This window comes from Paenibacillus pinistramenti (assembly GCF_005869875.1).
Classification (GTDB): Bacteria; Bacillota; Bacilli; order Paenibacillales; family Paenibacillaceae; genus Fontibacillus; species Fontibacillus pinistramenti.
In genome coordinates, this window is sequence record NZ_VAWG01000006.1 from 14,107 (window position 1) to 36,542 (window position 22,436).

Annotated in this window: 22 protein-coding genes; 4 read left to right on the forward strand and 18 right to left on the reverse strand. The window is 52.5% G+C overall.

Annotated features, from left to right (window positions below; all coding sequences use genetic code 11):
• Positions 1 to 23 precede the first annotated feature (23 nt).
• The 6 genes from FCN15_RS09360 to yyaC all read right to left on the reverse strand — a co-directional run bounded on the left by FCN15_RS09360 (position 24) and on the right by yyaC (position 7,352).
• Complete coding sequence (locus FCN15_RS09360) at positions 24 to 2,735, reverse strand: O-antigen ligase family protein (RefSeq protein ID WP_138494751.1); 2,712 nt, start codon at positions 2,733 to 2,735, stop codon at positions 24 to 26.
• 222 nt (positions 2,736 to 2,957) lie between these two features.
• On the reverse strand, positions 2,958 to 4,160 hold the full coding sequence (locus FCN15_RS09365) for a class I SAM-dependent methyltransferase (protein WP_138494752.1): 1,203 nt from the start codon (positions 4,158 to 4,160) through the stop codon (positions 2,958 to 2,960).
• Between the two features lie 47 nt (positions 4,161 to 4,207).
• A complete protein-coding gene (locus FCN15_RS09370; protein WP_138494753.1) occupies positions 4,208 to 5,032 on the reverse strand; it encodes a PhzF family phenazine biosynthesis protein in 825 nt (274 codons plus the stop codon).
• Positions 5,033 to 5,132: 100 nt separating this feature from the next.
• Complete coding sequence (locus FCN15_RS09375; RefSeq protein WP_138494754.1) at positions 5,133 to 5,789, reverse strand: DUF6483 family protein; 657 nt, start codon at positions 5,787 to 5,789, stop codon at positions 5,133 to 5,135.
• 137 nt (positions 5,790 to 5,926) lie between these two features.
• A complete protein-coding gene (locus FCN15_RS09380) occupies positions 5,927 to 6,721 on the reverse strand; it encodes an alpha/beta fold hydrolase (RefSeq protein ID WP_138494755.1) in 795 nt (264 codons plus the stop codon).
• A gap of 88 nt (positions 6,722 to 6,809) precedes the next feature.
• A complete protein-coding gene (yyaC, locus tag FCN15_RS09385; RefSeq protein WP_138494756.1) occupies positions 6,810 to 7,352 on the reverse strand; it encodes a spore protease YyaC in 543 nt (180 codons plus the stop codon).
• Between the two features lie 200 nt (positions 7,353 to 7,552).
• Between yyaC and FCN15_RS09390 the strand changes: the two genes are divergently transcribed.
• Positions 7,553 to 7,780 (forward strand): DUF1128 domain-containing protein, encoded by a 228-nt coding sequence (locus FCN15_RS09390; protein ID WP_138494757.1) that lies wholly within the window; start codon positions 7,553 to 7,555, stop codon positions 7,778 to 7,780.
• A 130-nt stretch (positions 7,781 to 7,910) separates the two neighbouring features.
• Here the strand turns inward: FCN15_RS09390 and FCN15_RS09395 are convergent, their stop codons facing one another.
• On the reverse strand, positions 7,911 to 8,630 hold the full coding sequence (locus FCN15_RS09395) for a pirin family protein (protein WP_138494758.1): 720 nt from the start codon (positions 8,628 to 8,630) through the stop codon (positions 7,911 to 7,913).
• Between the two features lie 221 nt (positions 8,631 to 8,851).
• Between FCN15_RS09395 and FCN15_RS09400 the strand changes: the two genes are divergently transcribed.
• The 3 genes from FCN15_RS09400 to FCN15_RS09410 all read left to right on the forward strand — a co-directional run bounded on the left by FCN15_RS09400 (position 8,852) and on the right by FCN15_RS09410 (position 10,044).
• Entirely contained in the window at positions 8,852 to 9,328 is a 477-nt protein-coding gene (locus tag FCN15_RS09400) for a YtxH domain-containing protein (RefSeq protein WP_138494759.1), read from the forward strand.
• A 105-nt stretch (positions 9,329 to 9,433) separates the two neighbouring features.
• Positions 9,434 to 9,754, forward strand: coding sequence for a DUF5665 domain-containing protein (locus FCN15_RS09405; protein WP_138494760.1), 321 nt, complete (start codon positions 9,434 to 9,436; stop codon positions 9,752 to 9,754).
• Between the two features lie 65 nt (positions 9,755 to 9,819).
• On the forward strand, positions 9,820 to 10,044 hold the full coding sequence (locus tag FCN15_RS09410) for a hypothetical protein (protein WP_138494761.1): 225 nt from the start codon (positions 9,820 to 9,822) through the stop codon (positions 10,042 to 10,044).
• 79 nt (positions 10,045 to 10,123) lie between these two features.
• On the opposite strand, the gene FCN15_RS09415 is transcribed toward FCN15_RS09410, so the two are convergent.
• From FCN15_RS09415 to FCN15_RS09465, 11 genes are all read right to left on the reverse strand, one after another.
• Positions 10,124 to 11,098, reverse strand: coding sequence for a magnesium transporter CorA family protein (locus FCN15_RS09415; RefSeq protein ID WP_138494762.1), 975 nt, complete (start codon positions 11,096 to 11,098; stop codon positions 10,124 to 10,126).
• Positions 11,099 to 11,206: 108 nt separating this feature from the next.
• A complete protein-coding gene (locus tag FCN15_RS09420) occupies positions 11,207 to 11,977 on the reverse strand; it encodes a sigma-70 family RNA polymerase sigma factor (RefSeq protein WP_138494763.1) in 771 nt (256 codons plus the stop codon).
• Entirely contained in the window at positions 11,974 to 12,423 is a 450-nt protein-coding gene (gene rsbW / locus FCN15_RS09425; protein ID WP_138494764.1) for an anti-sigma B factor RsbW, read from the reverse strand. The genes FCN15_RS09420 and rsbW overlap by 4 nt, the downstream gene beginning before the upstream one ends.
• A 19-nt stretch (positions 12,424 to 12,442) precedes the next feature.
• The gene (locus FCN15_RS09430) at positions 12,443 to 12,781 is read right to left on the reverse strand and encodes an STAS domain-containing protein (protein ID WP_138494765.1); all 339 of its coding nucleotides are present in this window, start codon (positions 12,779 to 12,781) and stop codon (positions 12,443 to 12,445) included.
• 71 nt (positions 12,782 to 12,852) lie between these two features.
• On the reverse strand, positions 12,853 to 14,526 hold the full coding sequence (locus FCN15_RS09435; RefSeq protein WP_138494766.1) for a response regulator: 1,674 nt from the start codon (positions 14,524 to 14,526) through the stop codon (positions 12,853 to 12,855).
• 94 nt (positions 14,527 to 14,620) lie between these two features.
• Positions 14,621 to 15,499, reverse strand: coding sequence for a CheR family methyltransferase (locus tag FCN15_RS09440; RefSeq protein ID WP_138494767.1), 879 nt, complete (start codon positions 15,497 to 15,499; stop codon positions 14,621 to 14,623).
• Positions 15,500 to 15,616: 117 nt separating this feature from the next.
• Positions 15,617 to 19,291, reverse strand: a complete 3,675-nt coding sequence (locus tag FCN15_RS09445; RefSeq protein ID WP_138494768.1) for a response regulator — start codon at positions 19,289 to 19,291, stop codon at positions 15,617 to 15,619.
• A complete protein-coding gene (locus FCN15_RS09450; protein WP_138494769.1) occupies positions 19,281 to 20,456 on the reverse strand; it encodes a PP2C family protein-serine/threonine phosphatase in 1,176 nt (391 codons plus the stop codon). Before FCN15_RS09450 ends, FCN15_RS09445 begins: the two co-directional genes overlap by 11 nt.
• A 252-nt stretch (positions 20,457 to 20,708) precedes the next feature.
• Entirely contained in the window at positions 20,709 to 21,056 is a 348-nt protein-coding gene (locus tag FCN15_RS09455) for a YflT domain-containing protein (protein ID WP_420819562.1), read from the reverse strand.
• A 195-nt stretch (positions 21,057 to 21,251) separates the two neighbouring features.
• Positions 21,252 to 21,824 carry a hypothetical protein gene (locus FCN15_RS09460; protein WP_138494770.1) on the reverse strand — a complete coding sequence of 191 codons (573 nt, stop codon included), beginning with the start codon at positions 21,822 to 21,824 and terminating at the stop codon, positions 21,252 to 21,254.
• Positions 21,825 to 21,849: 25 nt separating this feature from the next.
• Positions 21,850 to 22,347 (reverse strand): DUF948 domain-containing protein, encoded by a 498-nt coding sequence (locus tag FCN15_RS09465; protein WP_138494771.1) that lies wholly within the window; start codon positions 22,345 to 22,347, stop codon positions 21,850 to 21,852.
• Positions 22,348 to 22,436 lie beyond the last annotated feature (89 nt).

The following is a 22,436-nucleotide window of genomic DNA, read 5'->3' on the forward strand; positions in this document are numbered from 1 at the left end:
CAGAAGGAACAGCGGAGAGCTCCTTAATCCTTAAACCAACGGTTTAAGGCTTCCGCCTCCTCTCCGGCCTCCTGCGTCAGATAGAAGCGGCGGTCATTGCGTCCGCGTAAGGCGGACGGATCCTCTAATGCCCTGCTCAGCGCCTCGTAGCGGGCGTAGATCGAAAGCCCGGTCACGGCGGCCAGCTTCGCCTCGGCCTCTTTCCCCTGGCTGAGCTTGAGCTCGGCAAGCGCAGCCAGACTCCGAAGCGCTTCCGTCTGTTTGACCGTGTTGAAACGGTCAAGCCGCAGCGCTTCAGCCCACCATGCGGCGGCCCTAAGGTCACCGCCGGAGGCGGCGGATTCGGCCAGCCGGCTGTACAGCTCCGGGCTGCGCGGACTGAAGCGCAGCCCGGAGCGGAGCAGCAGGACCGCTTCCTGCTGCGGAAGCCTTGCGGCCAGCGCCATCCGGACGGAGGGCTGCAGCGGATTAAGCTGCAGCGCCCGGCGCAGCTCCGGCAGTGCCTGAGGCGCAGCCAAGCTGCGGCTTACGGCCTGCCGGTAAAGCTGGTCGGCCTGCAGCATCCGCAGGCTGGACAAGCCTGCCGGGAGCAGCAGGGCTGCTGCTAGGAGGTTAATCAGGGGGCGCAGGGCTGACAGACGGCGGATTTGAAGATGCTTCGGCAGCTTCAGCTTTAACCTCTCGTTGATCAGTCCCTTATTCATCAATCCCTTATTAATCAATCCCTTATTAATCAACTCGGCGGGGATCAGCCTCCTTTGGCGCAGCCTGGCAGGGATTAGCCTCCAATTGAATAGCCTCCAAAGGATTAACCTCGAAGTGGTTAGCTTTGAGGTGATCAGGCTTGCAGTGGTCAGCCTTGCAGGAAAAGAGCCGCCGGTTTGGACGGAGCTTTGCTTCCGCCCTCTTCCCTGCGCTCCTGCCCACACCAGCAGCAAACCGTACAGTCCGAATGAAGAATCGAAGTCGATGAAAGCATGGAGCACCAGAACGAGATAAGAACACAGCCAAGGGCTTCTGCCGCGAGCGAGGCGAATCCCCATAGCAGTCAGCCAGGCAAGCCAGACGGCGGTTCCGCTGAATCCCAAATTCATGAGCTGCTCCAGCAGGCTGCTGTGCATGACCGAGCCAACATAAGGGCTGCTCTGCACGCTTCGGTAGGCGTTTCTCCAAACGTCTCCGCCCTGGCCAAACCAGGGAGCTTCACGAAACAAAGACAGGCTGTCCCGGTACATCAGCAGCCGGGCGCTGGCTGTTGAAACGTTTGTCCGCAGGGCGGCCTCATGGTGGCTGCTGCCCAATGGGATAAAACCGGCGGCGGCAACCAGAATGGCTGCTAACAGCACTGCCCGGAGGGAAGCGGGAAGCGGCCGCAGCTTGTTTAGGCGGCGCAGGCTCAGCCCCAAGAGCGGGCGGGGCTTGGATGGACTGGAGGGCTCGAGGGAGTCACGGTACTCGCGGGAATGGCGGGAACTGCTGAACTCGCGGGAGTCACGGGAGTGAAAAGGCTTGGAAAAAGGACCGGGACCGCTCGAATCGAGAGCGTTCCGCGGTGCCAGCGGCCCTGCAAGCCGGGCCGCAAGTGCTTGCAGGGCCGGAGCCGAGCGTACAGCGGCTCCGGCCCTGCGCCAAAGCGGCGGTCCCAGCAGGACCGCCAAACCCGCCGCCGCGAGCTCGGCAAGCCCCTGCAGCGGCGGCGGAGCCAGTTCCGCCTGGGCAAGCCGGCGGAACAGCAGCACTGCACCGGCCATGATCCAGCCGGTGCAGGCAATCAGCCGCCCGCGCGCTGCGCCGCGGGCGGTCAGCACGGCCGCCGTCCAGGCGGCCGCCGCGGCGAGCCAGGCGCCGCGGGACTCGCTCAGCAGCAGGCACAGCCCGCAGGGCAGTGCCTGGGCTGAGCAGACAAGCCGCCAGCGCAGCGGGGCGGCTGGGGGAAGCCCGGCAAGGCGCAGCAGCTGCAGCACCAGGAAGGCGGCCATGACGGCGCCGAACGTGTTCGGGTACTGCAGCAGCCCGCCGAGCCGGGCGCCGAACGCGGCTGTGCCGCTGTCCGCAGTCCGCAGCACCGCATGCGGCAGCGGCACCAGCCCGTACACCGCCGCCAGCGCGGTGTACGCCAGCAGCGTGCCGATGAGGCTCCATCCGGCACGCAGCAGCAGGCGGCCGCCGGGCCGGGCGGCCGTCCATGCTAGAGCGGCGGCCATGACGGCCAGCCAGCCCCAGCGCAGTGCCGCTTCCGCGGTGGCCTGCATGGACAGCGGATGGTCCGCCAGCCTGAGCACATAGAGCCCGGCAAGCACAGCCGGGCCTGCTGCCAGCAGCGGAAAGCCCGGCCGGGCGGACCGGTGTCTCTCCCATCCCTTTTCCCATCCCTTTTCCCTTCCCCTTCCTCCTTTCTTACTCTCACGTTCCTCGTTATTTACTCTTAAGCCTACATCTTCTCTCCAAGCTGCTCCCCATCCTCCGCGCAAATACGCCGCCTTGACCCTCCAGCTGAAACGCCACAGCATCAGTCCTCCCGCCCCAAGCAGCCAAACAGCGGCGGGCAGATAGATAGACCCGCCGAAATACAAGCCGGTCTGCAGGCATGCCCAGATTCCGGTGGCCGTCAGCAGCAGCGCTGAAAGAAGAACTCCGGCAGCCTCTTTTACACCGATCTCCATTCCGCCCCTCATTTGACGCTTCAGGCCGCTCTTCAACCCGTACTTCAACCCGTACTTCCACCCGCTCTTCATTCTATTCTTCATCCCGCTTCCCGTCTTTCGCGCCGAAATATGCTTAATTAAAGATATGCTTAATGAAAGATATGCTTAAAGAAAGATATGCTTAAAGAAAGGCATACAAAAAAAGCCAACCTGATTAACAGTGTTGACTTCTTCATGCAGCCTCAATCCCCGCAACCAGGACAGGGTTTATATAATTCAGCTCTTTATCAATTCATTTCATCTCTTTCTCTATTAAATCCGGCTCTTTCCAGCCCCCGGCTCCGGCAGCAGATCCCGGCAGGCGTTCTCCAGATAAGGATTCGCGCTGAGGAAGCTGCGGAATGCCGTATATTCTTCCCATAACCGGTCCCGGTCGCCGGAGGAGCCTTTGACAGCGCGGATCATAATATTTTTCGGCGTGTGCTCCATATCAATAAACTCCAGCAGCTGGGTCTTGTAGCCCAGAATGTCCAGCAGCTTGGCCCGGATGGCATCCGTCGCCAGTGCAGAGAAGCGTTCCTTCAAGATGCCGTGCGACAGCAGCGGCGCAAGCTCCGGGGCATCAATCTGGCTGAACAGCTCGTGCTGGCAGCAGGGTACCGAGAGAATGACAGAGGCGCCCCAGCGGACAGCCTTTTCCAAAGCAGCATCGGTGGCCGTATCGCACGCATGGAGGGTCACAACCATATCCACCCGGCTTAATTCGTCATAGTCTGCAATGTCCCCGACAAGAAACCGCAGATTTGCATAATCGAGCTTCTTCGCCAGCGTACTGCAGTGTTCGATGACATCGGCCTTCAGATCCAATCCGACAACATTCAGCTGCATGCCGCATTCAACGGACAAATAATGATATAAAGCGAAAGTGAGGTACGATTTGCCGCAGCCAAAGTCGACTATGGTAACCGGACGCCCCTGGGGAAGGTCCCCGGCCACGTCTTCGATCATCTCCAGAAAGCGGTTGATCTGCCTGTATTTATCGTACCGCTTCGCAAACACTTTGCCTTCCGGGCTCATAATACCCAGTTCAACCAGGAAAGGAACCGGTGTCCCTTCTTCCAGCAGATAGCGCTTCTTCCGGTTGTGGCTAAGGGAAGCAGCCTGTTTGGTTGCGGGCTTTTTCAAAATCGATACCTTAAATTTCTTGCTGATCAGCACCTGATAGTCCGCTTCAGAGGTACTAAAGAGACCTTGGCGGAAAGTCGTTTCGAACAGGTCCATCAGCCGTTCCTCCAGCATTTCCGGCACAAGGTTGTCATGCGTCACTTTATTTGAATAATGGTAAGCCAGCTGATAGTGCAGCCTGCCCTTAAGCTCAACCGGCTTCAGCTGCACCTTCGTAAAGGCCTGCCCGTCCGCTTTGCTGCGGAGCTGGCTCAGTGTCGCCGAGATCAAACCGCCCTGGCCGGAGCCTGCCGCCACCATATCCTGAATGAGCTTTCGTAATGAATCCATTGAAGTACCGCTACCTTTCACATGTCAATTTACTGCTGTGTATATACTTATGAAAAAGAAACCAGGAAAGGCGCATCCAGCTTGCCTTTAAGCACTGTGACAGCCGGCCCGGCGATCTTCACCCGCCCGCCATCCATTTCCAGCTCCAGCATACCGCCCCGTGCCGAAGCCTGATAGGCTTTAAGTTTACTTTTTCCAAGTTTTGTTGACCAATACGGAGCAATGCCGCAGTGAGCCGAACCCGTAACGGGATCTTCATTCACGCCTAAGGACGGGCAGAAGAAGCGGGAGACGCAGTCAAACTCCGCATCCTTGCCTGCCGCAGTAACGCTGATGCCCCGCGTCTCAATGTCCTGCAGCGCTTTAAAATCCGGAGTCAAGCTGCGGACTAAATCCTCGGAATCCAGTTCGATCAGCATATCTTCGCCGTAACGGTACACCGCGGTCAGCTGCTCCTCCTTCAGCCCCAGTGCTTCCGCAGCCTTCAGCCTGATGACGGCGCTGGTTTCTTCCGCAGGACCGTAGGCGGGAAAATCCAGCTCGACCAGCCCGTCATTCTTGCGAGCCGTCAGGATTCCGCTAAGTGTGTGGAATCTGGCTTCCTCGCCGGCTCCAAGCCGCCCGGTCTCCCAAAGAATGTGGGCGCTGGCCAGCGTTGCATGTCCGCACAGCTTGACTTCCGCAGCAGGCGTGAACCAGCGGAGCCGGTAGCCGTCCTCGATCTTGGTCAGAAAGGCCGTTTCCGAAAGGTTCATTTCCTGGGCGATCTGCTGCATCATTCCGGCCTCCAGCGGCTGCTCGCAAATGCAGACCGCTGCAGGGTTCCCTCCGAACGGACGGGAGGTAAAAGCATCAACAATATACAATTCCATGAGTTAGGTTCCTCCTTCTGGACGGCCGCCGGCGCAGAAGCAGCCGGGCCGAACCGGTTAATTGGATTTAGGTTTATTAAGCATTATACCAACCGTTATATTAAGCGTTATCCGCTTCCTTCTCCACAAGCTCCAGCCCTTCAAGCACTTCTTCCCGCGGCAGTCCGCCGCGCTCCAGAGCTTCATCGTCCAGCTGGAGCAGCCTTCTGTAGAAGGCCGCTGCCTCCTCGCTGCCGACCTCGCCGTCCTTACGCAGACGGAACAGGCAGTCCTCCGCCTTGTCAAAGCGGCCTTCCTGTTCTTCATAGCTCAGCAGCAGCTTCTCCGTGTCTGCGGGAAGACGGTAGCCTTTTACAGCGGCCAGGGTTTCGCCTACTTCCTTATCCACTCCCCACAGCTCCTTGTCGGCTCCGTGAAAGGTGGAGTAAATGAACAAATGGAGCGCCTTCATCAGACGCTTCAGGCCTTCGTCGGTATCGTTCATTTCGAGATAAACCAAACCCTCCTCCTTCATCAGGCGCGCCATACTTTGGAGCTTGTCCGCCTCTACCTTGTCGCCAAGCCGGAACATATCAATAATGTCCTTGACGGACAATGAATTTAAGAGCTGGCTGTTCAAACGGAAGTGCCGCTTGAACAAGTCATCCAATTTCCAAAGGGCTTCCGTGTGCTTCTTCTGCTGCTTCAGCCCGAATACGGTGACAACCGCCTCGGTCATGTCCTCAATCATCCGAACCAAATAATCTCTTCTAAGCATGTACACGGCCTCCATCACTGATTCTTTCTGCATGTACAACAAATTGTAAGCCATTTGGCCGGGGTTTGCCATCCGCAAAAAGACAGGCCTGCCCACAAGCAGAACCTGTCCTGAAATTTGTATGAAGCTGATTCTGTCTATTTCTTATCATAAATGCTGCGGGAAAAATCCTCCACCACCGCCAGAAGCTGCTCAGGCGCTTCGTACATGCTCATGTGTCCGGCCCCTTTGAGGACGCATTTGGTTACATTGCTGCCATCCGCTGTAAATGTACGCTCAAGCGGCACCACCCGGTCCTTCTCGCCTGCGACAAGCAGCACGGGCAGCGGGGTTGCGGACAGCACGTCACGGCGGTCGGCCCGCTCGCGCATGGCCATTGCTGCCCCTGACGCTCCCTGAGGAGGCGTGCGGTAGCCGATTTCGCGGACTGCATTTACCGCATCTGGCATGCTCTCTACATGCTCTTCCGCAAACAGTCCCGGTACCAGACCGTCGATAAAGGTAGTAATTCCGGACTGCGCGGCCGCGGCCGCCTTCAGCCGGTTCTCCTTGGCTTCCTCGCTGTCGGCATAGGCTGTGGAATGAATAAGGCCAAAACCGTCCAGCTTGGCTGGATACTGCCGGGCAAAAGCCAAAGTGACATAACCGCCCATCGAGTGCCCGAGCAGCGTGCATGATTCAATGCCCAGTACATTCAGGAGCTCTTTAATGTCCTCCGCCATTTGTTCAATGGTGTAAGCTCCCAAAGGCGCGTCGCTGGAACCATGGCCGCGAAGATCAGGCGCCAGACAGCGGTAATGCTTGCTCAGCTCCGGAATAATCGAATCCCAGTACATCGAGCTCCCGCAGAAGCCGTGCAGCAGCACGATGACTTCCCCTTCCCCGCGGTCCTCATAAGCGATATTTATACCATTAACCAATGCTTTCTCCATGATTCCAACCTTCTTTCCTAAAAATCAAACATTTGACTATTATTAAGCCAATTGCTTGCTGTCTGAAACGCTTTCGGAATTTTTGGAATTATTTAAGTCCGAATCCCGCTGCCGCAGCTGCGGCAATTTCATCCGCCATCGTCATCACCAAGTGAAGCGAAGCGGTCTGAAGAGACTGATAAGGCTTTGGCCCTTTCCGGTTCACTACGGCTGCAATGCTGTAATCCCCGACCGGAGGAAATCTAAGCCCGACTGACTCTGCAGGCTGGAGCGGGCCATGCGCCGCCAGATAGGCCCCGACAGAAAGCTCGGAACCCAAACAGGCATCGACGGCTATGACGATCCGGTCGTCGCGAAGCTCAAGCAGCCTGGACGCAAGCGTATCTGCATCGCAGGGCTCCGGCATCGTCCCGATTACAGAGCTTATTCCATATTGCGCAAGCCTGCTTCCGGTTAAGGGGCCAAGGGCATCCCCGGCCGAACGATCTGTACCGATGCAAATAAACTGAGTGCTTTCCAGAGGGTGTCTTGCAGCGATCCCGCGGAAAAAGGATTCCAGTCCCGCCCCGTTTACCCTGGTCCTGGGGGCGGCCGCAAATCCCCGTTCCCCTGGATAACGGTTGATAGCCATGCAGTCTGCTCCTTTGTAAATGTTGCTTTATCGCTTTCATTCTTGTTGCTTCCGGTTGCTTCCGGTTGCTTCCGATTGTAACCCAAATTCAATCGGAGCACAAAAATCCGGCGCAGCACAAAAACTATTGAAAACGTGTATCCCTTCGCCCGGCATGATACAATACGAAAAGATTACCGTTCAGGGAAAGGGTGTGCCTTATGGATTTGAGTCAGAAAACGCAGGAGAACGTGGAATATATGATTGAGGCAATCAAGAGCAAGCTGAGAATGGCAACCGGCGCCGCCATGCAGGCATCGGCCTTCTCGGTGGACCGCTATGAGGATATTCAGGAAGTGTACGAGATTGTGATGAGCAAGGAGCGAATGAGCATCTCGGAAGTTGAGGCTATTGCTTCAGAGCTGGGCCAATTGCGCGGCAAAGCTTGACGGGCCTATCAAATTCACTTTGAATAATCGCAAAATAAAGCTGTCCCGGATTTGGCATGCTGCTTCTGCTCAAGGCAGGAGGCCGCCAAAACGGGACAGCTCTTTTTTTTCGCGGCCAAGAAAGCAGCCATCATGGCATATCCACCACGAGCAGATCAGTCTGGCCTTCACTGGCTGTTCCGATTATCCGGATTGGAGCCGGCTCATGAATTCGGGCAGAATCCCCTTGTTTAAGCTCCAGAATCTCTTTCCCGCACTCCACCTTAAGGTTGCCAGCAGTGACAAAGATATAGGTCCGGCGGCTGCGCGCAGGGAGTTCAAGCTCCTTGTCCGTCTCTAGCTTCGAAACATACAGCGTGAGGTCCTGAGTAACCGGAAGCGAATAAGGATCTTCGCCTCTTCCTGAAACGGCCGGAAACAGCTGGTTTCGCCGCTGATCCTCCCACACCGTTATACTCTTCTGCCTAGGCTCCGCCCCTTTCCGGGCAGGCAGGAACCAGAACTGCAGGTAGCGGGTCTGCGCCTTGTCAGACGGGTTAGACTCCGAATGCGTGACTCCCGTCCCGCTCGTCAGAACATGAACGCTTCCTTCCGGCAGATCTATCGCATTTCCCAAGCTGTCCGTATAACGGAGCTTGCCTTCTATCACCATTGTAATGATCTCCAGATCGTGGTTAGGCCAGTCCTTCCCGTAATGCTGGGCCATCAGCGTATAATCGTTGTGAACCAGCATACAGCCGAAATGTTCATTCCCGGCATCTTCATATTCAGAAAAAGAGAAGCTGTATTCCCCGTGAATAGATCCCGAATGTGAGGTATGGCGTTCAGCTGCTGTTTGCTTCTTGATCATATCCAACACTCCTCCGCGATTTTCCTCAATATATATAGGAAATGGACGCTATAATTGTCTATTTAATACCCCGCCCCCCGGCCCCTTAATCAAACCAATTCAGGAAAACTTTCACTGCCGATCCGCCTGTCCCCCATTGATTCATGAACCGGCATCCCGTTTATATACGAAGTAAGCACAGCTTGAACTGATAAGGATAATAAGATAAGGAGTGATTCGATATGAATAACGCAGAAAAAGAATATCCGGCACAAAGCGGTTCAACTTTCGTGAAGGGTGCATTTGTTGGAGCCTTGGTTGGGGCGGCTGCCGCACTTCTCTTCGCTCCAAAGCCAGGCCGTGAGATGCGCAGCGATTTGGCTGACAAAATGAGCAAGGCGGCTGACAAATCCAAGGATATGTGCTCGACGGTTACCGACAAGGCGTCAACTCTTTATTCAAGCGTAAGCGAGAAAGCCGGTTCGCTGGTCAAAACCCTTGGCGACAGCGCCAGCTCCGTAATGAGCAGCGTGAAGGAAGCTTCCACCGGTGTAGCGGAAGAAGTGAAGAAAGGCGCTTCCGATGTGATGGACGCCGAAGCCGATATGGCCAAAAATGTGAAGGATAAAGCATCTGAAGGTGCTGAAGACGTTAAAGACACCTCGAAGGATGCGGCCAAGGACGTTAACAATAAAGCCCAATCTGCTGTAGCTCACTAAACAGCATACTTGACTTGATAGCCCTTTATATATGGCCAGCTGTAATTACGGCTGGCTCTTTATTTCCAGCGGGAAATAACGCACAGAGGAAAGTGAGGGAGCCTGATGGCGAAAATTTACGACACGAAAGATCACCCTTTTGAACTCAGACATGAAGTCAAACGTCTAAATACCCGGCTTGATGATATCGCGACAGCGCTGGAGAAATCCGACTTCAAAGACATCATCGAGAACTATACCAGCCCGAAGAAGCGGATCATTACCAACTTTACAGCCGGTTTATCCCGCGGGCTTGGGCTGACAGTCGGAACCGCTGTTGTTCTGGCCCTGCTCGGCTGGATGATCAGTGCTTTCGTAGATCTTCCATTAATCGGTAAATACATTGGCCAGCTTCAGGAGTATATTAACGCCTATAAGCAGCAATAGTAATTCTATCTGCAGCATTACCCCTCTAAGAAGCCTGACCACCTATAATTAAAGGAGGCGTTCCTATGCCGCACGTCAATCCGGAGAGCGAACAGCAGCAGTATGTGGAGAAACAGATCGAGGATGCACGGGAAGGCGAGTTCCCGAAGCATAAGGATTTGGAGCAAGCCCAAAACGGTTCCATGGTCAATGACATGGAGGACCTGAAGCAGCTTGGCGAAGATATGGATCAAATGAAGACGAACAGCCAGGATGAAGAACGGGGTCTGATGAATGACCCGGAGCAATAACCATGCTCCCATTCAAATAAAGCCTAAGCGGCAAGCTTAGGCTTTATAGTTGTTATAGCTGGATTTAAACGCTATAACGTTATAAATTAGAATTTTTCCGCCGAACCCTCAGCAAATCCCCTGTCCAGCCCTTCATCCACATCCACACGTAGAGGCCTCCCGTGCTTAGCAGAATAATCAGCGTAATCAGCACAAAACCGTTAGATCCGGCTTTAATCCAGGGCAGGTAATCAAAGTTCATTCCCCAAATCGCGCCAATTACGGTTGCAGGCGTAAATATGGCGGTAATAATCGTCAGTGTCTTCATAATATCGTTGCCTCTGAAGGCAGAGACGGCGTCGTCAATCATAATGAGCGTATCGATTTCTTTCTCGTAATGGTTAAACAAGGTCTCCATCCGCTCAGCCCGGTAATAGAAACGCTTAAAAGAAATGCTCTTATCCAGCTCGTCCAAATAGGCTTCGCGCGCAGCCGTTATTAACTCCAGATAGGGAATAAACAGGTTGCTCCAGTAGAGCAGCTCAAACCTGGAATCCAGGATGCGGTCCATCAGGTTCTTCTCGTTATGCTCCCTCATTACCTCCTCAACCTTGCGCAGGTTGATTTCGAATTTGTCCATCCCTTCATGAAAATAATGGAGGATGGTCCGCGCCAGCACAAACAGACCGTCGACCGGCTGCTTGCAGTCCAGGAACATATTGATCCTTTCTCTTGAATTCAGAATAAAGCGGGTTTTCTCATCCAAATTGACCGTAATCAATTCCGTCTGGCTGACGAAGAAGAGAAAATGCTCACATTCCCTCTCGGAATTGACATCGGGCTTCAACGAATAAGGCATCACGCCAAAAATAATCGGATGCTGGCCCTCCGGAAATCTGACGGACAAATAATTTGTATGCATGTCCGCAGTTCCTTTTATCCATTCCTCTGTAAGGGGAGTCTCATCGAGCAGACGCTTCAGCTCCGGAGCGTTCCAATCCTCCATCTGCAGATCCGTCCAAGTCCAGCCTGCCTGCATCCGCCAAATCCGTTCCCTGCCTAATCCCTGGTCCATTCTTATATTCTCCTATTACCAATCCGTTTTTTTTAAAAAGACACGTCATGATCTCAATCATCATGACGTGTCTTTATGTTGAGGTATGATTCCATTGTCCCATAGCGATTACAAACCGGAGTTCGACATAATTTGCTTCAGCTTCTCCGTCGCTCTCTTCTGGATCCGCGAGACGCTCATCTGCGAAACCCCCAGCTTCTGGGCAATCGCTCTCTGGGATTGTCCTTCCTGGAAGGCAAGCAGCAGCACCTTCTGCTCCTGTTCCTTAAGCTGGCTCATGGCCTGCTGAAGATCCATTCTTTTCTCGACGGCATCATAGTCATTCGCATCGTGGCTAATCAATTCACCAAGCGTAGCCGCACTCTCATCCTGAGAAAGCGGAGAGTCGAGGGACACGTAATGATAACATTCCCGCCCCGCCAGCACTTCAACCGTTTCTTCCACCGACAGCTCCAGAAATGCTGCAATTTCCTTCACATCGGGCGATCTTTCCAGCTTCACTGTAAGCTCGTCAATCGCCTGCTGGACCAATGCGCCTTTCTCTTTGATCCGGCGGGGAACCTGAATGTACCAGGACTTGTCCCGCAGGAAATTTTTCATATGTCCAATCATACTCTTCATCGCGTAAGGCTCGAACGGAATACCCATCTCAATATCATACTGCTGCAGCAGTCTGATTAGCGCCATCTGTCCTACCTGGTACAGATCTTCATATAAATCGGGACGATTGCGGGCAATTTTGCCAGCAGCCATTTTTACCATAGGCTCGTATTTCTTGATCAGCACTGTAGCAATTTCATTATCTTTGGTCTGCTGGTATTCCCATATCAATCCCGTTGACTCGTTCAAAGCGTCGGGGGGAGTCAGCTTGTCCGTCATACTCTTTCCTCGCTTCGAGTGAGTTTACGGGTCAGAACCACCTTGGTTCCTTTACCAGCTTCATTAATAACGCTGACCTCATCCATCAGTGCCTGCATCAGATAAAAACCAAGTCCCCCGATTTGCGCTTCTCCCAATTCCTTATCATGAAGAGTGGCAGCCTCGTCGCCTTTATAGGAATCAAAGCTTTCCCCGTTATCCTTCACCGTAATAACCAGCTCTTCCGGATGAATGCCAAACGTCACTTCAACCATTCCGTCTTCATGGTTATAAGCGTACAGGACAGAATTGTTGCAAGCCTCCGAAACGGCCACCTTCATGTCTTCAATATCTTCATAGGAGAAGCCCATTTTGGAGGCAATTCCATAAAGATTCAGTCTGACGATATCCACATAATCTGCAGTAGCCGGCAAATTTAACTGTACTTGTTGAACTTCTTCTTTCATCCTATCTTCGATCCTTTCCTTATTGGGAATTCTCTTGTGAGGCAAAGAACTTCGCAATCCCGGTCATATCAAACAATTTTTGAATCTGCGCCGGCACTTCACGGACATAAAACTGGGCGTTCATTCCATGTCTCACTTTAAGGATAGACAGCAGAATCCCGATTCCTGTGCTGTCAATGTATTTTAAATGTTTCAGGTTAAGGACAAGATCCTGCTCGCTGTTCTCAACCAAGGGCTCCATAATCTGGCGAAACTCGGGAGCAACGGACAAATCCAGTTCTCCCTGCAGAAATACCGTGCAAGTTCCGTTATCCATTTCGGTAGTGGCTGAAAATTTCTCGTTTTTATTTGTATTCATAGACAATCTCTCCCGATATTTGGTTTCTTTAGTTAATACCCTTCTATAACCCGCTCTGAAACAAAAATCGATTATCCATTTAGTTCCACCGGCCTCGCCTGCGGTTCGGAAGCTGCCAGGGAGCCGTGTTTGTATTTGGCCAAAATAGCTTTGACCGCACCGAGATTAACCGGCTTGCTGATATAGTCATCCATACCGGCCTCCAGGCAGCGCGCCCTGATGCCTTCCATGACATTAGCCGTCATTGCAAAAATAAACGGCGGCCTTCTCTTCCCGCTGCCGGCGCGAATCTGTCTGGTCGCTTCGAGCCCGTCCATGACAGGCATCTGCAGATCCATAAAGATATAAGAGTAATTATAGTGAGCGGCCATCTCTACGGCTTCCCGGCCGTTCTCCGAAACATCCGTCTGATAACCCAGCTTGGCGAGCAGGCCGCTCATCAGCTTCTGGTTGATCGGGTGGTCGTCGACAACCAGGACGCGCTCTTTGACAAGAACAGGCTGCTGCTTCAGCCCAACTTCATTCTCCAGCTTGTACAATTCCAGTTCATCTTCACATCTTCTGGTGACAATGCTGAAGGAGAAGGTGGCTCCCCGGTCTTCGGCAGACTCGGCGGTAATATTTCCGCCCATCATCTGCACAAGCGTCCGGCAGATCGCAAGGCCAAGCCCCGTACCGCCGTACTTGCGTGACATCGAGGAATCCAGCTGAGAGAACGGCTCGAACAGCCGCTCGCGCTTCTCCGGCGCAATCCCTATTCCCGTATCCTTGACTGTGAATTCCAGCGTAATATCTCCATTTCTCTCTTCCTTGGGCAGCACTACGACGTATATGCCGCCCTGATCGGTAAATTTCACCGCATTGGATATCAGGTTGATCAGAACCTGTCTCAGCCTTCCCCGGTCGCCATACAGCACACACGGGAGGCTGTCTTCAATGAAATAAACCAGTTCAAGCTGCTTGCGCCCGGCCTCTACCGAGAACAGGTTAAAGACCTCCTGAACCGTAGAGCGGAGCTCGAAGGGGCTTTCTTCTAACTCCATTTTACCAGATTCCATTTTAGTAAAGTCTAAAATATCATTAATGACAGAAATTAACGTATCGGCGCTGTTGCGTATAATCTCCGTGTATTCCTTCTGCTCTTCCCTTAAATCCGTCTCCATCAGCAGGTCGATCATTCCGATGACTCCATTCATGGGAGTGCGGATCTCATGACTCATCATGGCCAGGAACTCCGTCTTCGCTTTGGCGGCAATCTCAGCCGCTTCCTTCGCTTCCACCAGCTCGCGGTTGATTTGCACCAGTTCCTTTGTCTTCTGATGAAGCAGCATGGTTTGGGACTTGAGCTTCTGATTGGTTTTGAACATACTGACGAAACCGTCTATTTTGGACTTCAGGATCTGCGGGATGAACGGTTTGACCATGTAGTCGATCGCTCCGGCCGAATAACCGGCGAAGAGATGCTCCGCCTGTTTGCTGTTGGCCGATATAAAAATAATAGGAATATCCTTTGTTTTGTCTCTCGCCTTGATCAGCTTGGCCGTTTCAATACCGTCCATTCCCGGCATCTGCACATCCAGCACGATAACGGCAAACTCGTCCTTTAATAGACATCGAAGCGCCTCTTCTCCGGAGGTTGCTTTCACAAGATGATATTCTTCGCTGTCAAGTACGGCTTCCAGTGCAAGCAAATTCTCCGGATGGTCATCTACAAGCAGTATGTGAATTGGTTCTTCTACCCCCATGTGATCCTCCTAACCAAAGCCGGCACCCTCCCGCAGATTAGGCAGAAACGAATTGCCGAACATCGTCCTGCGCCATCCTTGCCGTCCTTAGAAATCATTTGATTTTGCGGTAAATCTTCTCTACCCGGTCAAGCGGTTCAAAGCAATTCGAATAGTCTGTGAAATGAATCGATTCCTTTGACCCCAGAACCAGCACGCCGAAACGGCTTAAGCTTTCATAGAACAGCTCGTGCACCCGGTTTCTAAGTGTTTCGTTAAAATAAATCATGACATTCCGGCAAAAAATGACGTTAAATTCATTAAATGACCGGTCTGTCGCCAGATTATGCTCGGCAAAAATCATATTTTTCTGAAGAAACGGATGAAACTTCACCGAGTTGTATCGGGCCGTATAGTATTCGGAGAAGGAGTGCGTGCCTCCCGCTTCGATATAATTTTTGGTATACAGCTTCATCTTCTGAATGCCGTAAATCCCTTCCTTAGCCTGCTCAAGCGACCTTGCATTCATATCCGTGGCGTAAATTCGGGCCTTGTCATACAGGCCTTCCTCATGCAGCATAATGGCCATCGAATAAACCTCTTCACCTGTAGAACAGCCTGCATGCCAAATCCGGATATACGGATAGGTCCGCAGGATCGGAATCACCTTCTCGCGGAAGGTCTTGAACAGGGAAGGGTCCCTGAACATCTCCGTTACGGGTATCGACAGGTTGTGAACCAGCCGGTCGAACGTATCCCGGTCGTGGAGGACTTTCTCCTGCAGCCCGGAAATTGTACGGAGATTCTCGCTGTGAACGGAATGCCATATTCTTCTCTTTAGAGAGGGAACCGCATAGTTCCGAAAATCATAGCCGTACAAACGGTGTACGCCCTCCAGCAGCAGCTTGATCTCTATTTCCTCGCGTTCATCCATTTCCGCTGTATCTGAGAACGCTAATTCCAAATCTTCAATGCTGGGATCTTTGGATGTCATCTTATCGTTAACCTCAATTCCCTCTTAAACTTGCCTATTCTTATCCTTAACCTGCATTAACCTGCATTAATCTTTATTAATCTTCATCCATTAACATTTATTACCCTCATTCCAGCCTTACGAATACAGCCAGACCCGCATCAAGGACAGCAATTGATCGGTTTGGATCGGTTTCTTCATGTAATCAGACGCCCCTGCTTCGATACATTTGACACGGTCTTCCTTCATCGCTTTGGCGGTCAGCGCTATAATTGGAAGCTTCTCAAACTCCTCCATGGCCCGGATCCGCCGCATCGCCTCATAGCCGTCCATTTCCGGCATCATCATGTCCATCAGAATGAGGTCGAAGTCGCGGTGCTCTTCAAGCAGTTCAATGGCTTCCCGTCCGTTCTCCGCAAAGACAACCTCCATCCGGTAGCCTTCCAGTACGCTTGAGAGCGCAAAGACGTTGCGCACATCATCGTCGACGAGCAGAATCTTCTTGCCTTCGAACAGCGTTTCCTTATTGTGCAGCTGGCGTAAAATACGGCGTTTCTCTTCCGGCAGGTTGGCTTCGACCCGGTGCAGGAACAGGGTTGTTTCATCAAGCAGCCGCTCCGGTGATTTCACGTCTTTAATGATGATGGATTCGGCATATTTGCGCAGCCGCGTCTCTTCCTGCTTGTCCAGCTCTTTACCGGTATAAATAATGATCGGCAGATCATTCAGCTCTTCATCGTCCCGGATTTGATCCAGCAGATGGAAGCCGGTCATATCTGTCAGCATCAGATCCAGCACCATGCAGTCGTAATGCTGGCTGCGCAGCTCCTCAAGCGCTTCCCTGCCGGTTGATACAGCCTTGATTACTACATCATCGTGGCCAATCAGCTCAATGATCGCCCGCCGCTGTATTTCGTCGTCCTCGACGACCAGAAGATGCTTGAGGCTCTTCTCCATATAAGTCTCGATATGAGAGAAAGCATCCTCCAGGTCTTCCCGGCTTGACGGCTTCTTGAGGAACGCAATCGCCCCCATCATGAGGCCGTGCTTGACATCGTCCGCAACCGAAATGACATGAACCGGTATGTGGCGGGTCTCCGCACTGCCCTTCAGCTCGTTCAGAATGGACCAGCCGTCCATAACCGGCAGCTGAATATCCAGAATAATCGCGTCAGGCAGATAGCTGCGGGCCATGTGCAGGCCGACATCCCCCTGCATCGCTGTTAATACTTTATAGCCATAGTTTCTGGCCATATCGACCAAGATTTTGGCAAAATGCACGTCGTCCTCGATGACCAGCAGCACCCGGTCCTTAGGGCCGATCTGCTCCCGGTCATCATCAATCGGCTGCTGCACCAGTACAGGCGGCGCCTGCTTCACGGCAGCAGGCGGAGAGCTCACTGCCAGCAGCTGGGCCGGCTCTTCGTTGGCCGCCGCAGCCTCCGCGTAGGTCTCGCTAAGCTTCGGCTTCCCGTCATCCACCGTCTTCGGCAGATACATGGTAAAGGCGCTGCCTTTGCCCACTGCCGTCTGGAGTCCGATTCCTCCGCCGAGAAGGCCTGCAAGCCCCCGGCTGATGGACAAGCCCAGGCCGGTGCCGCCATACTGCCGGCTGGTTGTACCGTCTACCTGCTGGAACGCTTCAAAGATCAGATCGGTCTTGTCCTGCGGAATTCCGATACCTGTATCTTTGACCGAAAGAGCCAGGTAGTCCGCCGATGAATCCAGATAAGCCGGAAGCTCACGCTTGTCCGCTTCAGCAATCGTGAAGCTGACTGAACCTTCATTGGTGAACTTGAATGCATTAGACAGCAGATTCCGCAAAATCTGCTTCAGCCGGTGCCCGTCCGACATTACTCGTTCCGGCAGACCCGGAGCAATATTCACCTCAAGGGCAACCTGCTTCTTCTGGGCTACAGGCCCGAAATTCTGAATGACGAATTTCTCCAGCTCCTGCAGGCTGACCAGCTCGCGGTTGATCTCCATCTTGCCGGCATCCACCTTGGACAGATCCAGGATTTCGTCGATCATCTTCAGCAGATCCGAGCCCGACATATAGATCGTCTGTGCATACTCGATCTGTTTATCGGTCAGGTTCTGATCCTTATTCTCGGAGAGCAGCTGCGACAGAATCAGCAGGCTGTTCAATGGAGTCCGCAGCTCATGCGACATATTGGCCAGGAACTCCGATTTGTACTTGCTCGCAAGAGTCAGCTGCATGGCCTGTTCTTCAAGCTGGTTCTTCGTCTTCTCAATCTCCTGGTTCTTCTCTTCGACTTCATGCACCTGTTCTTCTAGCGCACGCGTCTTGGCTACAAGCTCTGTATTAAAATGCTCCAGCTCTTCCTGCTGGCGCTGCAGCTGGTCCTCGGAGCGTCTAAGCGCACTCGCCTGCTTCTCCAGATTTTCATTGGAGCGGCGCAGTTCTTCCTGCTGGCTTTGCAGCTCTTCCGACTGCACCTGCAGCTCTTCCGTAAGCGCCTGGGACTCCCGCAGAAGCTCTTCAATGCGCAGGCGTCCGGAAATATTGTTCAGAATAATTCCCAGATTGTTCAGCAGCTCAGCCAGCAGCTGCTCTTCAAGCGACGTAAAATGATCAAGGCTGGCAATTTCCAGCACGCCCAGCAGCTCATCTTCAAATAGGACGGGATGAATCATCACGACATGCGGCTCGCTGGCCCCTGTAGCCGAACGAATGGATACATACCCCTCCGGCACCTGATTCAGCACAATCGGCTTCCGGTCAGCCGCACATTGGCCGACCAGACCCTCGCCGATCTTGAATGTCTTGCGCGGCCGGGAATCTTCATCCATGCCATAGGCGCCTGCCAGAAGCAGTTCATTGGGGTTATCCCCTTCACTGCGGATATAAAGCGCTCCGAATGTCCCGCCCAGGAGCGGTGTAAATTCACTGATAAACATCTGCGAAACCTGTTCCAGGGAATTAACGCCGTGGAAGAGGTCAGTAATCCGGGCGAGATTCGAGCTGATCCACGCCTGATCCTTCTGGGACTGGGTATACTGCCGCTCCAGTTCCTGCTTCGCATCCAAATCTTCCGCCATCTGCTGGAATACCCTGGCGACATTCCCAATTTCGTCGGTTGTCAGCACCCGCATCCGGCGAATCGCTTTGAATTTGCCTTTGCCAAAGCTGGTAATCATCATGGAGACGGTATTAAGACCTTTGGTGATACTTGGAAGCACCCATAAAATGATTCCCAAAGCCAGCAGCAGACCTGCCGTCATAACGCCCACCGACATTTGCAGCGAGCGCCGGTAAGCCTCGTTGGCATCCTTGATCTCTACATCAATCTTCGAATCCTGATAGGTCGATAACGAAATCAGATTTTGAATCAGACTGTTCTGCAAAGGGTTGCCTGCCGAATTCTTATACGCCTTGGCATTGTTGTAATCGCCCTGGTTCAGGATCGCAAACTGCTTGTCAATATAATCGGAATAGCTGTTCAAATCGTTCTCGGCCTTCTGGAGCAGCGTCTGCTCATCTGTATCCAGTGCCGTCTGTTTCAGTAAAGTGAAATACTGAATCGCATTTTTCAGGTAACGTTCGACCTCAGACTGGGACTCGCTGACCGAAATGGACGGGTCCAGAAGCAGATTGGCCATGTCCTTCGTAGTTTCATTAACCGACGTCCGTATATTGGCTGAATAACGCACCTTCAAATAACGTTCGTGATAAACCTGATCCAGTTTGTCATTCATATATTTCATTCGGTCGTAGCTGACAGAAGTAAGCGCAAGCAGAATAATCATCAGCGCGCCGAAGCCCAAGAGCAGCTTGGATCTAATTTTCATTGGCAGATTCCCCTTTCTTTAAAGATATCCAAACCAGGCATTTGTCGTCATCCCGCTCCTGCTCCAGATTGTCGTCAAAGAAGAGCCGCGAAATGTTCTCCCGGTTCATCCGGTGACTGCCTGCAAGCTGGCTGGTCAAATAGGCAAGCTGGGTATCCTGATCGCCTTCCACCGCCTCAAGCAGACCGTCCGTATACAGCACGATATGCCCCTCTCCCTTGTAAGACAAGGTCCGCGGCGTCACTTCGATTTTGTCGAACAGCCCAACCGGAGCGCAGACCGTCGTCAAATGCTCAATCGTTCCGTCTTCATGGAAAAAGAGGCCGGGCGGATGTCCCGCATTGACGTAATCGATCCGCTTGAATTTCGTATCCACCACCATATAGATCGCGGTGAAGTAATACTGCACAAGGCTCTTCTCGATATGCAGCTGGCTGAAGCGCCGGTTCAGCTCCTGAATGACTTTTTCCGGATCGACATAGGTGTTGACCGTATCTTTGAGCACAGAAGCGATGAACATGCAGAACAAGGAAGATGAAATGCCATGTCCCATCATGTCCAGCAAAATGATTCCATAACGTCCTTCGCCCAGCGGATACCAGGCATACAAGTCACCGGCCAGCTCAAAGGAAGGCTTATAAAGGGCTTCAATAGCAAAACGCTCCTCGTCCAAAGGGGCGCTCAGGACGGCATTCTGCACCAGAGCCGCCAGCTTCAGCTCCTCTTGAATCCGCTGATCTCTTTCCTTATGCCAGTCTTTCTCCTGCTTCAGCCGCAGCGCAAGCCGAATACGCGCCATCAGCTCGACCTTGTTAATCGGCTTAGTGACGTAATCAACCGCTCCGGCATCCAGCGCTTCGGCCAGCTTCTTGGAATCGCCGACAGCTGTAACCATAATGATCGGAATATCCTTTAAATGCTCATGCTCCTGAACGATCCGGCAGGCTTCAATCCCATCCATTTCCGGCATCATCATATCAAGCAGAATCAGATCAATCTGGGTGGAGGCAAACTGCTGGGCGGACGGTTCTTCGCCGACCCGGAGCTCCTGGAGCATTTCACGTGCGGAGGATACGGAAGTGATATTGCGGTAGTTCTCTTTCTTCAAGATTTCACGAATGATGATCAAGTTAGTTGGATTGTCGTCTACGATTAAGATTCTCATATACCTCTCCTTTAACCATTTGAAAGCTAGCTGTCCATCGAAGGCGATTAATCTAACTATATCATTAATGCCTGCTTATTCGTTTATTTTATACCTAACCTATCCTTTAATGTAACATTTATCAAAAGAATCCAAAACATAGATAAGGAATGGAAGCACATTACTCCCATTCCTTATCTATAATCTGAACTTGAATGACAGCCGAACAAGCTCTGATGCTGTCTGAATATGCTGTATTTTAAATTTTATCAGTCAGGATTTCTGCTTGGCAATAACCAGCACTTTCCCTAGATCCAGCTCTTTCTCATAGAAATCTGCTTCGTGATCGGTAAAGCCAAGGGAGGTTATTTTCGCCCGGAGTTCGTCGCCGCGCGAACGGAACAAATTGGCTACCGTGTCCATCATGCCTTCTTCCTTCATCCCGATTTCGGATGCGGCTGCCGTTTCGGCAATCCGGTCCGTACGGCTTTCCTCGTGGGCAAGCACAAAGATCTGATCGTCACTGTAGCCTGTCCGGCGCAGCTCCTCGACTTCCTGAACCGCCTGCACACCATTTGGAACGACTTTGGCATAAGCTTGTGTATTATTCATTGAGCTCATGATACTCATCCTCTCCTATATTATCGTTGCTTTCGTTGACAGGATCGACAGAATCATCATTAGTGACTGACCCGTCAATTATTAACCTGTTACAAAGCAATTGAAACAGGTTAATAATATTTTTTGACCATTATTTTTTTGTCCATTATTTTTTTGAGCATTATTTTTTTGACCATTACCTGTTGACCCTTGCGGTCAGGAAATGATCTCATCAAATAAATCTGCTCCGGTCCGGTTCCCATCCTGGCTGGTATAAACCTTGAGCACCTTCTCCTCACGGCTGTAAACCTCCCCGTCTTCTGCCCGGCTGGATGGATTGCCTAAGAACAAGTCCAGTCCCTTGCGGGTCAGGGGAATAAACTGTCCGTTCACATGAATTCCGCCTTGAAGCTTGTCCGCATGAACATAATAGACAGTATCGTCATACAGCCCGGCCGTAACCTCCGGATAGTGATATTCGGTATAGCCCGTAATAGAGTCGTAAGTGATTCTGACTGGTTCGCCCATAGCTGCAACAAGCTCTCGTGAGCTCCAATCCAGCGCGACTCCGTTCAAGGTTTGAAGAGAGGCAAGCCGAAGTTCCTCCGGCCTGCGGGTTTGAAGCTCCAAAGCCTGAAAAGGCTGAGTCCAGTGACCGGCTTGCTGGCTGCTTGCCGTCAGGGAAATTCCGGGTGCTGGTGCTGCAGATTCCACTGCTGTACCGGGAACTCCCGGCAAACTCGAAGACGAACTCAGCAGGGTCAGCATTAAGGTCCATAAACTCAGCATATATAATCATCCTTTCTCAGGCTTCTTAAGCACGGTACTTCTGCCACAGTCCGGCTGCAACGTCGACCCATTTCATCCAGCCTCCATGAGAGCGCTGCGGATGCGACGCAGCGTAGGCATTAATCGTCCGGTCCGATGGTGTCTGAACCGCTGCTTTAGCAGCAGATGGGGTATGCTCGGGCTGATCCGCCGATTTCTTAAAGCGTTCGATCAAGGTCGTGGACACCTGCTTAGCAGCAAGTGAGACCTCGCTCAGCACATCGCCGACATTTTTAACGGTATCCAGTACAGGATCAATCTGCTTCATTTTGTTCTGAACGTCCTCCGTAATGCCGTTTGCATGGCGGAGCACATGCTTGACTTCATATCCCAGCTCGTCAATTGTCTTCTGAACCTCCTGCAGCGTCTGCGAAGTTTTGTCGAGCGATTTCTCGGCTGCCTTTAAGGTTTTAATCAAATAGATTACAAGGCCTGTAAAAGCCACTGCAATCAGTGCCACACTGAGCTGCCAAATAAGTGACATAGCGTTTCCTCGCTTTCTGTGATGATTGAGTTAGTTCTTAGTTACCCTATCGTTTTTCGCCCGAAACAAGGCCGAGTGACAGGTAAAAA

Bases quoted from the DNA above. Each gene is read 5' to 3' on its own strand.
- FCN15_RS09360 (WP_138494751.1), bottom strand. From the start codon at position 2,735: ATGAAGAGCGGGTGGAAGTACGGGTTGAAGTACGGGTTGAAGAGCGGC.
- FCN15_RS09365 (WP_138494752.1), bottom strand. From the start codon at position 4,160: ATGGATTCATTACGAAAGCTCATTCAGGATATGGTGGCGGCAGGCTCC.
- FCN15_RS09370 (WP_138494753.1), bottom strand. From the start codon at position 5,032: ATGGAATTGTATATTGTTGATGCTTTTACCTCCCGTCCGTTCGGAGGG.
- FCN15_RS09375 (WP_138494754.1), bottom strand. From the start codon at position 5,789: ATGCTTAGAAGAGATTATTTGGTTCGGATGATTGAGGACATGACCGAG.
- FCN15_RS09380 (WP_138494755.1), bottom strand. From the start codon at position 6,721: ATGGAGAAAGCATTGGTTAATGGTATAAATATCGCTTATGAGGACCGC.
- yyaC (WP_138494756.1), bottom strand. From the start codon at position 7,352: ATGGCTATCAACCGTTATCCAGGGGAACGGGGATTTGCGGCCGCCCCC.
- FCN15_RS09390 (WP_138494757.1), top strand. From the start codon at position 7,553: ATGGATTTGAGTCAGAAAACGCAGGAGAACGTGGAATATATGATTGAG.
- FCN15_RS09395 (WP_138494758.1), bottom strand. From the start codon at position 8,630: ATGATCAAGAAGCAAACAGCAGCTGAACGCCATACCTCACATTCGGGA.
- FCN15_RS09400 (WP_138494759.1), top strand. From the start codon at position 8,852: ATGAATAACGCAGAAAAAGAATATCCGGCACAAAGCGGTTCAACTTTC.
- FCN15_RS09405 (WP_138494760.1), top strand. From the start codon at position 9,434: ATGGCGAAAATTTACGACACGAAAGATCACCCTTTTGAACTCAGACAT.
- FCN15_RS09410 (WP_138494761.1), top strand. From the start codon at position 9,820: ATGCCGCACGTCAATCCGGAGAGCGAACAGCAGCAGTATGTGGAGAAA.
- FCN15_RS09415 (WP_138494762.1), bottom strand. From the start codon at position 11,098: ATGGACCAGGGATTAGGCAGGGAACGGATTTGGCGGATGCAGGCAGGC.
- FCN15_RS09420 (WP_138494763.1), bottom strand. From the start codon at position 11,977: ATGACGGACAAGCTGACTCCCCCCGACGCTTTGAACGAGTCAACGGGA.
- rsbW (WP_138494764.1), bottom strand. From the start codon at position 12,423: ATGAAAGAAGAAGTTCAACAAGTACAGTTAAATTTGCCGGCTACTGCA.
- FCN15_RS09430 (WP_138494765.1), bottom strand. From the start codon at position 12,781: ATGAATACAAATAAAAACGAGAAATTTTCAGCCACTACCGAAATGGAT.
- FCN15_RS09435 (WP_138494766.1), bottom strand. From the start codon at position 14,526: ATGGGGGTAGAAGAACCAATTCACATACTGCTTGTAGATGACCATCCG.
- FCN15_RS09440 (WP_138494767.1), bottom strand. From the start codon at position 15,499: ATGACATCCAAAGATCCCAGCATTGAAGATTTGGAATTAGCGTTCTCA.
- FCN15_RS09445 (WP_138494768.1), bottom strand. From the start codon at position 19,291: ATGAAAATTAGATCCAAGCTGCTCTTGGGCTTCGGCGCGCTGATGATT.
- FCN15_RS09450 (WP_138494769.1), bottom strand. From the start codon at position 20,456: ATGAGAATCTTAATCGTAGACGACAATCCAACTAACTTGATCATCATT.
- FCN15_RS09455 (WP_420819562.1), bottom strand. From the start codon at position 21,056: ATGAGCTCAATGAATAATACACAAGCTTATGCCAAAGTCGTTCCAAAT.
- FCN15_RS09460 (WP_138494770.1), bottom strand. From the start codon at position 21,824: ATGCTGAGTTTATGGACCTTAATGCTGACCCTGCTGAGTTCGTCTTCG.
- FCN15_RS09465 (WP_138494771.1), bottom strand. From the start codon at position 22,347: ATGTCACTTATTTGGCAGCTCAGTGTGGCACTGATTGCAGTGGCTTTT.